15 protein-coding genes and 1 pseudogene are annotated in these 12545 nt (G+C 72.8%); 7 read left to right on the top strand and 9 right to left on the bottom strand.

Features of this window, described 5'->3' with window-relative positions; translation table 11 throughout:
* Window positions 1-409: 409 nt before the first annotated feature.
* From CCN35_RS03280 to CCN35_RS29170, 4 genes and pseudogenes are all read right to left on the bottom strand, one after another.
* Window positions 410-709: a DUF4235 domain-containing protein gene (locus CCN35_RS03280; RefSeq protein ID WP_067388699.1), complete on the bottom strand. Its 300-nt coding sequence runs from the start codon at window positions 707-709 to the stop codon at window positions 410-412.
* A gap of 37 nt (window positions 710-746) precedes the next feature.
* Window positions 747-1766 (bottom strand): glutathione S-transferase family protein, encoded by a 1020-nt coding sequence (locus CCN35_RS03275; RefSeq protein WP_067388697.1) that lies wholly within the window; start codon window positions 1764-1766, stop codon window positions 747-749.
* Window positions 1767-2160: 394 nt separating this feature from the next.
* On the bottom strand, window positions 2161-2604 hold the full coding sequence (locus CCN35_RS03270) for a nitroreductase family deazaflavin-dependent oxidoreductase (protein ID WP_067388695.1): 444 nt from the start codon (window positions 2602-2604) through the stop codon (window positions 2161-2163).
* Between the two features lie 222 nt (window positions 2605-2826).
* A pseudogene (locus tag CCN35_RS29170) lies at window positions 2827-2997 on the bottom strand (lysine transporter LysE); the annotation flags it as partial.
* Between the two features lie 276 nt (window positions 2998-3273).
* On the opposite strand from CCN35_RS29170, the gene CCN35_RS03260 reads away from it, so the two are divergent.
* A complete protein-coding gene (locus CCN35_RS03260) occupies window positions 3274-4479 on the top strand; it encodes a cytochrome P450 (RefSeq protein WP_067388692.1) in 1206 nt (401 codons plus the stop codon).
* Window positions 4480-4497: 18 nt separating this feature from the next.
* Window positions 4498-4695, top strand: coding sequence for a ferredoxin (locus tag CCN35_RS03255; RefSeq protein WP_067388857.1), 198 nt, complete (start codon window positions 4498-4500; stop codon window positions 4693-4695).
* Here CCN35_RS03255 and CCN35_RS03250 read toward each other — a convergent pair.
* Entirely contained in the window at window positions 4673-5578 is a 906-nt protein-coding gene (locus CCN35_RS03250) for a sigma-70 family RNA polymerase sigma factor (protein ID WP_067388690.1), read from the bottom strand. The two genes, CCN35_RS03255 and CCN35_RS03250, sit on opposite strands and share 23 nt — an antisense overlap.
* A 69-nt stretch (window positions 5579-5647) precedes the next feature.
* On the opposite strand from CCN35_RS03250, the gene CCN35_RS03245 reads away from it, so the two are divergent.
* The 4 genes from CCN35_RS03245 (at window position 5648) to CCN35_RS03230 (ending at window position 8636) form a co-directional block, all read left to right on the top strand.
* Window positions 5648-6349: an FMN-dependent NADH-azoreductase gene (locus tag CCN35_RS03245; protein WP_067388688.1), complete on the top strand. Its 702-nt coding sequence runs from the start codon at window positions 5648-5650 to the stop codon at window positions 6347-6349.
* Window positions 6333-6641 (top strand): zinc-binding dehydrogenase, encoded by a 309-nt coding sequence (locus CCN35_RS30160; RefSeq protein ID WP_425444276.1) that lies wholly within the window; start codon window positions 6333-6335, stop codon window positions 6639-6641. The genes CCN35_RS03245 and CCN35_RS30160 overlap by 17 nt, the downstream gene beginning before the upstream one ends.
* 125 nt (window positions 6642-6766) lie before the next feature.
* Window positions 6767-7147 carry an anti-sigma factor antagonist gene (locus CCN35_RS03235; protein ID WP_079129505.1) on the top strand — a complete coding sequence of 127 codons (381 nt, stop codon included), beginning with the start codon at window positions 6767-6769 and terminating at the stop codon, window positions 7145-7147.
* Between the two features lie 232 nt (window positions 7148-7379).
* Window positions 7380-8636 (top strand): RICIN domain-containing protein, encoded by a 1257-nt coding sequence (locus CCN35_RS03230; RefSeq protein ID WP_067388684.1) that lies wholly within the window; start codon window positions 7380-7382, stop codon window positions 8634-8636.
* 12 nt (window positions 8637-8648) lie between these two features.
* Here the strand turns inward: CCN35_RS03230 and CCN35_RS03225 are convergent, their stop codons facing one another.
* Window positions 8649-8882: a hypothetical protein gene (locus tag CCN35_RS03225; protein ID WP_067388682.1), complete on the bottom strand. Its 234-nt coding sequence runs from the start codon at window positions 8880-8882 to the stop codon at window positions 8649-8651.
* 659 nt (window positions 8883-9541) lie between these two features.
* On the opposite strand from CCN35_RS03225, the gene CCN35_RS03220 reads away from it, so the two are divergent.
* Complete coding sequence (locus tag CCN35_RS03220) at window positions 9542-10570, top strand: SDR family oxidoreductase (RefSeq protein ID WP_067388680.1); 1029 nt, start codon at window positions 9542-9544, stop codon at window positions 10568-10570.
* Between the two features lie 62 nt (window positions 10571-10632).
* On the opposite strand, the gene CCN35_RS03215 is transcribed toward CCN35_RS03220, so the two are convergent.
* The 3 genes from CCN35_RS03215 to CCN35_RS03205 form a co-directional block, all read right to left on the bottom strand.
* On the bottom strand, window positions 10633-10926 hold the full coding sequence (locus CCN35_RS03215) for a hypothetical protein (RefSeq protein ID WP_067388679.1): 294 nt from the start codon (window positions 10924-10926) through the stop codon (window positions 10633-10635).
* Between the two features lie 167 nt (window positions 10927-11093).
* Window positions 11094-11705, bottom strand: a complete 612-nt coding sequence (locus tag CCN35_RS03210) for a DUF6624 domain-containing protein (protein ID WP_328587076.1) — start codon at window positions 11703-11705, stop codon at window positions 11094-11096.
* Window positions 11702-12121, bottom strand: a complete 420-nt coding sequence (locus tag CCN35_RS03205) for an ATP-binding protein (protein WP_236560527.1) — start codon at window positions 12119-12121, stop codon at window positions 11702-11704. Before CCN35_RS03205 ends, CCN35_RS03210 begins: the two co-directional genes overlap by 4 nt.
* Window positions 12122-12545: the final 424 nt, after the last annotated feature.

Raw genomic sequence — 12545 nt, 5'->3', positions numbered from 1 at the left:
TCAGCGCACCGGACCGCCGGGACCGGGGAACCCGAGGGCGGGTGCGACGGGCGCGGCGACCGGCGGCGCGGCGGCCCCGGCGGTCCGGTGCGCTGAGAACCGCGGCGCTCCGCGGCAGGGTCCTGGGGGTTCGACTCCTTCCGGTCCTTCCGGGTGCAAACGCCCTGATTTTCTCGTGGAAAATCCACTGAAACCGCTGGGCGGGGATATTCGGGAAGACCGGAGTGCCGGGCCGCGGAACCGACCGCGCCCCGCGCCCCGCACAGCGCGGACGGACGCCCTCGGCCCGCGGCCCCCTCGGTCCGCGGATCCTCCGGCCCGTGGTCACCTCGGCCCGCGGGCCCCTCGCTCCACGGTCCTTTCGCTCCACGCTCCTCTCGCCCGCACCGGCCGGGTCGCGGCGAGAGGCTCAGGCACGGCCCTTCTTCGGCTTCGCCGGCCAGACCCCCGTCGAGCGTTTGACCGCCGTGGCCCCCGCACGGTCCACGGCGCTGCGCACCACGGCGAAGATCGCGCCCTGGACGGCCGCCGCGAGCAGGATCTCCCCCCAGCGGCGGTCCGCGTCGAGCGCGTCGGGGGCGTCGTCCTCGTGCCGGAGGGCCCTCCAGGTCGCACGGAAGGCCATCCCGGCCAGCGCGCCGCCGGCCCAGCTCAGCGCGAAGCCGAGCGGCTGGTAGACGAGCGGGAGCTTGTGCTTCTTCTTGGCCACCTGTGTCTCCTTTGCCGGTGGGAGGACGTGGGGTGCCTCAGGGCCTGCCCCGCGCGGGGATCTCCTCGCCGGGCGGCACGGGTCCCGGCGGTGTGCCGTCGCCGAAGGGACGCCCGCCGAGTTCCTCGCGGTGATGCGGGGTCAGCCAGCCGGACAGGTCGGGCCCGAGGGGCACGATGCCGGTGGGGTTGATGCCCGTGTGCACCTGGTAGTAGTGCCGCTTGATGTGGTCGAAGTCGACCGTGTCGCCGAAGCCGGGCGTCTGGTACAGGTCGCGGGCGTACGCCCACAGCACGGGGTTCTCGGTCAGCTTCCAGCGGTTGCACTTGAAGTGACCGTGGTAGACGGCGTCGAAACGGACCAGTGTGGTGAACAGCCGGATGTCCGCCTCGGTGATCGTGTCGCCGACGAGGTAGCGCTGCCCGGCCAGGCGGTCCGCCAGCAGCTCCAGCCGCCGGAACACGCCCGCGCACGCGGCCTCGTACTCCTCCTGGGTCGTGGCGAAGCCCGCCCGGTACACCCCGTTGTTGACGTCCTCGTACACCTCCTCCATCACCGTGTCGATCTCGTCGCGCAGCGCCTGCGGATACAGGTCCGGCGCTCCCGGGCGGTGCAGGGCCGTCCACTCGGTGGCGAAATCGAGCGTGATCTGCTGGAAGTCGTTGGTGACCAGTGCGCCGCTGGGCACGTCGACGATCGCGGGCACACTGACCCCGCCGGGGTAACCCGTCTCCCGCCGGTCGTAGGCCTCGCTCAGGAAGCGGATGCCGAGCACGGGGTCACGGCCGTCGGGGTCGAGTGTGAAACGCCAGCTGCGGTCGTCCTGGATCGGGTCGACGACGGCCAGCGACAGGGCGTTCTCCAGCCCCAGCAGCCGCCGCGACACCAGTGCTCTGCTCGCCCAGGGGCAGGCACGGCTGACCACCAGCCGGTAGCGTCCGGGTTCCACCGGCCAGCCGTCCCGCCCGTCGGCGGTGATCCGGTCCGTGAAGTGGCTCCTGGACCGTTTGAAGGGCTTGCGGCCGTAGGCGGCGTTGCCCTCGCCCCCAGCGCTCATGTTGTCCTCCCTGTCCAGGGGACGCCCTGGTGAACGCGTTCCCCGAAATCCGTCGTCGGCACGGTGCGTCCCGTGCCGGCCGGCGCACACGGGCGAAGGCTCCGGGAGGCACCCGGCGGACGGGACGCGGAACCGTCACGCAACCACATCCGGGCCTGGTGAGGAAGGGCCCCGGGCCGGGCGGGGAGGGCCCCGCGCCATACGCGGAAGGACCCGGGCCGGGCGTGAAGGAGCCCCGCCGCGACGGGGGGAGCGCGACGGAGCCCGGGGCACGGGTGCCCGGGCCGGAGCGGCTCATGCACCCCGGCCCCGGATTCCTCTCGTCCCGGCCGATGTCCCGGCCGATGTCCCGGTCGTCCCGGCCGATGTCCCGGCCGGTGCGCCGCCCGGTGGGTCAGCCGATCGGCTCCAGCACGAAGACCGGGATCTCCCGCGAGGTCTTCTGCTGGTACTCGGCGTACGGAGGGAACGCGGCGACGGCCCGCTCCCACCACTCGGCCTTCTCCGCGCCGGTGACCTCACGGGCCATCATGTCCTGCTTGACCGGGCCGTCCTGCAGTTCGACCCGGGGATTGGCCTTGAGGTTGAAGTACCAGGACGGATGCCTGGGCGCACCTCCCTGGGAGGCCACCACGGCATAGCGTCCGTCGTGCTCCACGCGCATCAGCGGTGTCTTGCGGATCTTGCCGCTGCGTGCGCCCAGGCTGGTCAGCACGACGACGGGCATCCCCGTGTCCATCAGCGTGGTCCCCTTGGTGCCGCCGGAGCTCTCGTACAGCTCCACCTGCTCCCGCACCCACTGGGTCGGGCTGGGTTCGTACTCTCCCTCAAGAGGCATGCGGCCCCTCCTTCGTCGCATCCTGTGACTGATCGTGCGACGTCATTCAACATCCGCGCCGCTCCCCTTCATCCCGTTTCCCCCCCGCTCCCACCGTGCCGGACACCGCCTTTGGAGGCATCCGCTCTTCCGGGTGCATCCGCTCATCCCGGCGACACCGGCATCCGTACCGCCGGCACGGTGATCACGCAGCTGGACACGAGCGCCGTCATCAGCCGCCCCGGCGGCCGGCAGGGCGCAGAGGCCGTCGGCGGTGGCGGCGCCGAGCGCGGCGCAGAGGCCGGTCCGCAGGGACGTGCGCGAGGCAAGGATGACGAGACGGATCCCGACGGCACCCACGGGCACGGCGATGCCGCAGCCCGCGAGCAGCCCGGCGACGAGCGCCGAGGTCATGGCAGCACGGGACCGGTCCTTCGGGGACGGCCGGGCTGCCGGGCCCGCGGTGCGAGGTCGGCGGCGGGCGGCAGCGGCAAGGACGCGTCGGTCGTGAACATGGCCGGATCCTGCTTGTCATGCGGCTCCGGCGGCAATCGATTTACCATACGAATTGGGTGATTTCTGGCCAGTTTTCCCGGATCGCCCGTCCGGCCGGGCGTTCCGTCGCACCATTGGATGCCTGGGGCATCCAATGGACGCGCCACGGCGCACCCTTCGTCTGCGAGGTCCTTCATGACGCAATCGACCGAACCTCCCCCGCTCGTCTCCTTCCCCCAGAACCGGAGCTGTCCCTACCACCCGCCCGCCGCCTACGACACGCTGCGCGCCGCCCGGCCGCTGACCCGTGTCCGGCTCTACGACGGCCGTCCGGCCTGGATCGTGACCGGCCGCGACCTCGCCCGCGACCTGCTGGCCGACCCCCGGCTGTCCACGGACCGCACCCGCCCGGGCTTTCCGGTCACCACGCCCCGCATAGCCGCGCTCCGCGACCGCAGGCCCGTGCTCCTGGGCGTCGACGGCCCCCGGCACCGCGCCCAGCGGCGCATGATGATCCCGAGCTTCACCCTCAAGCGCGCCACCGAGCTCAGGCCCTGGATCCAGGAGATCGTCGACCGTCTGCTGGACGAGATGATCGCCCATGGGCCGCCGGCCGAATTGGTGCGCTCCTTCGCGCTGCCGGTGCCCTCCATGGTGATCTGCGCGCTGCTCGGCGTGCCCTACGACGACCACGAGTTCTTCGAGGAGCAGTCGAGGCGGCTGCTGCGCGGTCCGACGGCCGAGGACACCCGGGACGCCCGGGACCGGCTCCAGGAGTATCTGGACGCGCTGATCGACCGCAAGCAGCGGGAGGCCGGTGAGGGGCTGCTGGACGAGCTGATCCAGCAGCGGCTGCAGGAGGGCGAGCTCGACCGCGAGGAGCTGACCGCCCTGGCGATGATCCTCCTGATCGCGGGCCACGAGACCACCGCCAACATGATCTCCCTGGGCACCTACACGCTTCTGCTGCACCCCGAGCGGCTGGCCGAGCTGCGTGCCGACCCCTCGCTGCTGCCCGCCGCCGTCGAGGAGCTGCTGCGGCTGCTGTCCATCGCGGACGGGCTGCTGCGCCAGGCCACCGAGGACATCGAGGTCGCCGGGACCACGATCAGGGCCGGGGACGGCGTGATCTTCTCCACCTCCGTGATCAACCGGGACGAGGACGTCTACCCCGACCCCGACACCCTCGACTGGCACCGTCCGGCCCGCCACCATGTCGCCTTCGGTTTCGGCATCCACCAGTGCCTCGGCCAGAACCTCGCCCGCGCCGAGCTCGAGATCGCCCTGCGCACCCTCTTCGAGCGGCTGCCCGGGCTCCGGCTCGCCGCCGAGCCGGACGAGATTCCCTTCAAGCCCGGCGACACCATTCAGGGAATGCTGGAACTCCCGGTGACCTGGTGAGGGGCTGCTGCCATGCGTATGCGTATCGACATCGACAAGGACCGCTGCATCGGCGCCGGGCAGTGCGCCCTGACGGCCCCGAGCGTCTTCACCCAGGACGACGAAGGCCTCAGCGCCCTGCTGCCCGGCCGGGAGGACGGCGGCGGCGACCCGATGGTCAAGGAAGCCGCCCGGGCCTGCCCCGTGGGCGCCATCACGGTGTCGGAGGAGGACTGAACCCGGCCTCCGGCGCGTCGAGGACGGCCAGCCGCAGCAGCCGCAGCCGTTCCGGGGCGGCGACCACCTCGTAGGAGGCGATCCGGCCGTCCTCGACGCCGATCCTCAGCGCGGACAGCAGTCGCCCGCGCGGGGCGACCACGGCACCGACGCGGCCGTCGACCAGGGCCACCGCGGCGAACCGGGCGCGCTCCCGCAGTGCGATCGTGCCCCGCGCCACCGCCCGGGCCCCGCGCAGCTCGGTCGGCGCCCCGGCCGGCAGGGCGGCCGGATCGGCCCGGCGCACGACGTCCGGAGCCAGCACGTCCAGCAGCGCGCCGAGGTCGCCCCCGCGCGCGGCGGACAGGAACGCCTCGACGACCGTACGGTGCCGCTCCAGCTCGGCGCCTGACGACACAGGAGCGCCCCGCACCTTGCGCCGGGCCCGGCTGGCCAGCTTCTTCGCGGCCGGCTGCGAGCGGTCCACGATGTGCGCGATCCGGTCGAAGGGCACCGCGAACAGATCGTGCAGCACGAACGCGACCCGCTCCAGAGGGCTCAGCGTGTCGAGCACCACCAGCAGGGCGAGGCCCACGGAGTCGGCGAGCACCGCCTCCTCCTCGGGCACACGCCCGCCGGCGCCCTCCGGCGGTTCGTCCCCGTACGGCTCCTCCCGCCGTGCCGCACGGGAGCGCAGCATGTCCAGACAGACCCGGGAGACGACCGTCGTCAGCCAGCCCGACAGGTTCTCGATGCCGTCCGCGCCGGTGCGGCTGAGCCGCAGCCACGTCTCCTGCACGGCGTCGTCCGCCTCACCGAGCGAGCCCAGCATCCGGTAAGCGACCGCCCGCAGCAGTCCGCGCCGCTCCTCGAACCGCCGTGCCAGCTCGTCGTCCACGTCCATGGGTCACCTTTCCGCGCCGTGCTCCGTCATCTCACCGACGTATCGCGACCCGAACGAGGTGACCTTCCGATGCTGCTGCACATCGACTCCAGTGCCGACACCGCCGCCGACTCGGTGAGCCGTCGGCTGACCGAGCGTTTCGTACGCGTCTGGCGCGAGCGGCACGCGACGGCCCCGTACCGCCACCGGGACCTGTCCGCCGACCCGGTGCCCCCGCTGACCGCGGCCTACGCCACCCTGGGCCGCCGGGTGGAGAGCCAGGGGTTCGTTCCCCCGGCCCGGGTGCCCGCGCTGATCAGGAGCGCCGCCGAGCGGCGGGAGTGGGACCTGACCCTACCCCTGATCACCGAACTGCTGGCCGCCGACACGGTGCTGCTCGGCGTCCCCATGTACAACTTCTCGGTGCCCGCCGCTCTGAAGGCGTGGATCGACCGGGTCACCTTCCCCGGAGCGTTCACCGATCCGGACACGGGGGAGAGCCTGCTGCGCGACACCCGGGTGATCGTCGTCATGGCCCGCGGCGGGGGCTACGGCCCCGGCACCCCGCGGAGCGCCTTCGACTTCCAGACGCCGTACCTGAGGGCCTACTTCACCCAGCTGGGCGTCGCCCCGGACCACCTCCACCTGATCGCCGCCGAACTCACCCGTGTCGGCCTCCAGCCCCGTCTGGCCGGACTGGAGGACGTGGCGGCGGCGTCGCTCGCCGCGGCACGGGAGACGGTGACGGCCCTGGCCGGGGAGCCAAGGGTGCCCAGTGGGCTTCCCCGGTGAGCGAACAGGCCCGGAAAACCTCCAGGAGACCCTTCCTCCACCTCGTCGTCCGCACCGCCGGCATCGCTGCGGGCGCCGGCGGACCGGTCACCGCCGCGCAGGAGCGGAACCGGGAGGCCGGGGTCATCGCGACGCCGGCCGTCACGGCATGAGGACGATCGCGGGGCTCGTCGAGGAGGGACGGCTGCGCACCGGGACCGCCGGCACCTTCCCGCGGGCACAGGCCGCCAGGGCGCATGAGCCCGGTGAGACCGATCGCACCACGGGCAAGCCGGCCCTGCCGGTCGAGTGACCACAACTGGTCACAAGTGGACTGCAGTTGACGGCAATTCAGAGACATATGTCAATCGAACATGCTGGAATTCCCTCCGACAGGGGTACCTTGCCGTGCAGAGGCCGCTTGGAGGCGAAGTCGTCGTGGCGAATCAACCCGCGCCGCTGACCCGGCATCTGCGCATCCGCCGGGAGCGTGAGCACACCGTGCTGGAGTTCCACGGCGAGATCGACATCGCCGCGGCGGCTCAGATCACCCCGTACCTGGACCGGGCCACGACCCGGCCCGGGGCCCGGGTCGTGATCGACCTGAGCGGAGTCGACTTCTTCGACTGCTCCGGGTTACGCCTGCTGTACCGGGCCCGCAGCCGGGTCCTGAGCCAGGGCGGGGAGCTGCGCCTGGTGTGCACGCATCCGCTGACCCTGCGCATCCTCAAGGTGACCGGTCTGGCCCGGCTGCTGCCCCCGCAGCCGACCCTGGAGGCCGCCCTGGGGCAGCCCGAGGCCGCGTCCGGCCCGGTGTGAGCCCAATCCTCGCCGGCGCGGGCACACCGGCCGGTCACCCGTTCCCGGGCCGGCACACGCGCGCGCTTCGCATGCGCGCACACCGCGCAGGCGTGTTCAGGCCATCCCCGGAATTGGTCCATACCAGGGTGTTGACGGCCTTTTGTTCCATCCCTTCAATCAAGGCGACTCCTCCTTCACCCCCACACCAGTCGGCGTGCCCTGCGCGGGCCGCCGCACGGAAGAGAGAACCATGGCTCGTCCACGCCTGCTTCGCAGATGTCTCCTCGCCGCGCTGTCGGCCGTCCTGGCCGGCTCCGCCATGGTCGCCACCCCCGCACACGCCGACTCCCCCCGCGCGGACTCCTCCGAGGTCTCGGCCGCCGCGACCTTCTCCGACACCTTCGACGGACCCGCCGGCGCGCCCGTCGACTCCACCAAGTGGCAGCTGGAGACCGGTGACAACGTCAGCAACCACGAACGGCAGTACTACACGCCGGGCACCCGCAACGCCGCCCTGGACGGCCAGGGCCACCTGGTCATCACCGCCCGCCGGGAGAATCCGGCCGACTACCAGTGCTGGTACGGCACCTGCCAGTACACCTCGGCCCGGCTGAACACCGCCGGGAGGTTCAACGCGCAGTACGGGCACGTGGAAGCCCGGATGAAGATCCCCCGCGGGCGGGGCCTGTGGCCCGCGTTCTGGATGCTCGGCGCCGACTTCGGGCCCGATGTCCGCTGGCCGGACGTCGGCGAGATCGACGTGATGGAGAACGTCGGCCACGAGCCCTCCACGATCCACGGCACCATCCACGGCCCCGGCTACTCCGGCGCGAACGGCATAGGCGCGGCGTACACCCTGCCGGGCGGCCGGGCCTTCGCGGACGACTTCCACACCTTCGCCGTCGACTGGGCGCCCGACTCGATCACCTGGTCGGTGGACGGCGTCGTCTACCAGCGCCGCACACCCGCCGACCTGGGCGGGAAGAAGTGGGTGTTCAACAAGCCGTTCTTCCTGATCCTGAACCTGGCCGTGGGCGGCGACTGGCCGGGTGACCCGGACGGCGCCACCCGCTTCCCGGCGCAGCTCGTGGTCGACTCGGTCTCGGTGACCACGAGCAACGCGCCCACCGGCCGTCCGATCCGGGGCCTGGCCGGCAAGTGCGTGGACGTGGCCGGGGCGAACCCCGCCAACGGCACCCCGGTGCAGCTCCACGACTGCAACGGCACTGCGGCCCAGCAGTGGACGTTCGCCCCGGACGGCACCCTGCGCGCGCTCGGCAAGTGCCTGGACGTCAAGGACCACGGCACCGCGGACGGCTCCCCCGTCCAGCTGTGGGACTGCACCGGCGGCGCCAACCAGAAGTGGGTCCTCTCCTCGGCCCACGACATCGTCAACCCGCGGGCGAACAAGTGTTTGGACGTCACCGGCAACGACCCGGCCGACGGCACCCGGCTGCAGATCTGGACCTGCACCGGCGGTGCCAACCAGAAGTGGACGGTCGGCTGAGCCCGCGGAGGGCTACCTCACGGTCCAGGTGAACTTGTCGCCGCCGACCCAGCGGATCACATCCGGGTCGTCCAGGTCATGGATGCTGATGCCGAAGGCGGCGGCGGCTTCGAGTACGTCGGTGATGCCCCTCGCCTCACCGACCACCTCCCCGTCGATCTCCACGACACGGAAGGGCGGATTGCCCGGCTGCACACCGAGCACCACGATGCGCGGCCGGGAGATGTGGAGGCCAGCCTCAGTCATGTCATCCAGCGTAGGACGCGGGGCGCGGGACGGCCGGTTCTCACCGCCGAGCGGTCCACGCCCCGCGGCCTCCGGGGCCTTCCGCCCTGCCGACTCCCGCCGTTCCCGTGCTCACCCGACCGGGTGAGCACGGGAACGTGCGTCCTCCCTCCTGGTGTCTCCGCGCCCTTTCCCCTCCGTGGGCCGCGAAGACCGGTGCACGCCCGTGCGGCGGCCCGCCCGGGGCGCCGCCGGCCGTCGCCGCCGATGAGATCCGGCCATTGTTCTCCTCCTGATCCCTCTCCTGATTCCTCCCCGGGCATGACGCCGTCCGCGCCCCGGGGCACCCCGTGACACGGGGGGGAGCGCCGGATCGGCCGGGGAGGTGATCACGACAGCCTCATGGACGTCACCGGACCGGCCGAACGACATGGACCGGCGGTCCCCCGCGGTCCCCTCCCACGCCTCTCTTCCGGGCTCGACCACGTCCTCCGGACCCGACGGCGGACCGCTTGCCGGCCGGAGGCCGTGCCGGGCGTCTCGTGCCGGCGTGCCGGGCGCCGCACGTGAGCGAGCCGGGCTCCGCGCGGGCACAACGCCCCCGCCCGCCCCCCTGCGTCGATCCGCCGGGACCGGGTACTCGGGAGCCGCACTGTCAGCCGCCCCGAGAGGAGCCGAAGGTGAGCAGCGCTTCGGGCAGCAGGGTCGTCGTCACGGGTGCCACCGGCAATGTCGGCACGAGTGTCGTCCGTCTTCTCTCCGAGGACCCGGAGATCGGGTCGGTGCGGGGCCTGGCCCGCCGCATCCCGCAGTGGTCGCCGCCGAAGACCGAGTGGTCGGCAGTCGACCTGTCGTCCGAACAGTCCAACCTGGCCGGGGAGTTCGCGGGCGCCGACGCCGTGATCCATCTGGCCTGGGCCTTCCAGCCGACGCACGATCCGGCGGTCACCTGGCGGACCAATGTGCTCGGCGGCATCCGGGTCTTCGAGGCGGTGTCCGCCGCACGGGTGCCGGTCCTGATCCACGCCTCCTCGGTCGGCGCGTACTCGCCGGGGCCGAAGGACCGCACGGTGGACGAGTCCTGGCCGACCCACGGCTGGCCGGACGCCGCGTACTGCCGGGAGAAGGCGTATCTGGAGCGGGCCCTGGACACCTTCGAGCGGGACCATCCCGAGGTGCGGGTGGTCCGTATGCGCCCGGCCTTCCTGTTCAAACGGGAGGCGGCGAACGAGCAGCGCCGCATCTTCGGCGGCCGGTTCCTGCCGGCCCAGCTGGTCCGGCCCGAGCTGCTGCCGTTCCTGCCGGACGTGCCCGGTCTGCGGGTGCAGGCCCTGCACACCGACGACGCCGCCCGCGCCTACCGGCTGGCACTGCACCGCGAGGTGCGGGGTCCGTTCAACCTCGCCGCCGAGCCGCCGCTGGACGCCCCCGTACTGGCCGAGATGCTCGGCTCCCGGCCCGTGCGGCTGCCGCGCACCGCCGCGCGTTCGGCGATCGCCGCCGCCTGGGGGCTGCATCTGCTCCCCGCGTCCCCGCACCTCTTCGACGCGGTGCTGCGCCTGCCCCTGATGGACTGCACCCGGGCCCGCACGGAACTGGACTGGCAACCGGAGCGCACGGCGACCGAGGCTCTGCAGGAGTTCCTGGAGGGCCTGCGCACGGGCGAGGGCGCGGACACCGAGCCCCTGCGGGGCCGCAAGGCGGGCTGAGCCGCGTCCCGGCCCGCGTCCGGCCGTCCGCCGGCCCGTGCCGGCCGGAGGGCTCCTCCGGCTCAGTCGGAGGGCTCGTCCGGCACGGGCTGTTCGGACGGCTCGCGGTCGGGCGACGCGGTGTCGGCGCGCGAGGCGCTCCGCCGTCCGGTGCCCGCCTCGTCGGTGTCGGGGACATCGGCGTCGGCGGCGCCCTCCCCCTCGTCGGCGGCCTCGCCGGCCGCGTCGGACCCGGTCCACTCCGGGGCCAGGGCGACCTCCCAGGGGTCCTCACCGGCGCCGACCTGCTGGTCCGGCGGATCCCGGGGAACGGGCGCGCCGTTCCCACCGGGTGTCCCACCGCGGTGACCGGTCACGGCGTACTCCCTTCTTCCTCGGCTCTCCCCCGGCCGCCCCGTGGTTCCCCCTCGGTCTCCCCCGGCTCCTCCCGGGCGTGGTCGGGACGACGCGCGAGTACCGTGCCGGTGATCCCCGAAACCTGGCGGCTGCCGAGGCGGCCGGTGCGAAGGCGCGGGCGGCGGGGTCAGCCGTGCAGGCGCAGTGCCCGCATCTGCTCCTCCAGCGGGCCGAGGCCGACGTCCTGGCGCCGCTCGTCGAGGGTCTGCGGCCGGCGCACGGGGTACGGGCGGAGGGTCGCGGGGTTGATCCGTGTCCCGTAGTACTGCGGCTCGCCCTGTTCCACGGCGCAGTGGTCGGCGATGTAGGCGAAGTGCACCGCGGGGCAGCGGCCGTCCGCCGTGGCCTGTGCGATCAGGTCCCGGCACCGCAGCCGGAAGTCCAGATCGGGGGCGTGCAGCAGGATCATCAGCGCCGCCGTCGAGGCCGGCTCACCGACCAGGTCGGCCGTCGGCCAGCCGTACCGGCGCACGACCGCGGCGAGCGCCTCGGCGTTGTCCCGGTGGCACCGGGCGACCCGTCGTCTGCGCTCCGCGGACGGCGCGGTGGCGGCCTCGCGCATCAGTTCCCGGTCCTCCTCGGCCCGGCGCAGCAGTTCGGTCGCGATGGCCGAGGCGAGCTGCGGCGACAGCGGCGTGGTGACCGGCTCGTCCACGAGGGTCTCGGTCCCCCGGTCCGACGGGGACGGCGCGGAGGGGCTCGTCGGTTCGCCGACGTGGTGGTGCGGGGTGCCCTTCATCGTGCTGTGCTCCGGCGTCGTAACGTGAACCAGACTCTCTTGCCCCGGCCGCCCGGTTCGGGCGGTGCCATGCCCCAGTCGTCGGCCAGGGCGGCCACGATGGCCAGGCCGCGCCCGGACTCCGCGGTGACGTCCACCGGGTGCGGGCGCGGGGGAGGCAGGGGCGAGCGGTCGGCGACCGTGACACGGAGTGTGCGCGCGTTCCACTCGACGGTGACCGTGACCGTGTCGCACGGGCCGGCGCTCGCGTGCTGGACGGCGTTGGCGAACAGTTCGTCCGTCGCCAGCACCGCGTCGTCGCGCTGGTCCGCGGAGAGCGGAAGGTCCGTGAGGCGCTCGGCGACCAGCCGTCGTACGGTCGCCGCCCAGGAGGGCTCGGCGGGCACGGTGGAGCACAGCAGGAGGGTCCTGTCCACGGCGGGCCCGGTGGTCCTGGCGGACGAGCAGGGGACCGTGGGCGCGCGACCGAACGGACAGTCCTCGGTGACGAGGTGGGCTGTCCTGGAACTCCTCGACTGTCCATCGGTCACGGTGGCCATCCAGGTCTCGCCTCGCGGTCGTGTGCGGCCGGGGCCGCCGCATCCACTGGAACGTCAGTTCCGTTCTCCCCGCGGTCGGTTGCTCGCGCGGGTGTCCGTTCCGACGGGCGGCGTGCGGCTGCTCCCTCGGTCACTATGGTCTCGGACACACTCAGCTCGCAACCTGCGTTCTGATAATTTCAGAACGCTTGACTTCACCCTGTCTGTGTCGCCGACGACATGGCACACTGCACGCTGTGACGGCCGCTCCGGGAGGCAGAAGGTGAAGGAGAACCGCTCTGGCGGCAGCGCGCCCACCGTC

Source organism: Streptomyces thermovulgaris (assembly GCF_002155915.1).
Taxonomy (GTDB): Bacteria; Actinomycetota; Actinomycetes; order Streptomycetales; family Streptomycetaceae; genus Streptomyces; species Streptomyces thermovulgaris.
Note: the sequence above shows the minus strand (reverse complement) of the source record. Positions and strands in the feature narration are given on the sequence as shown.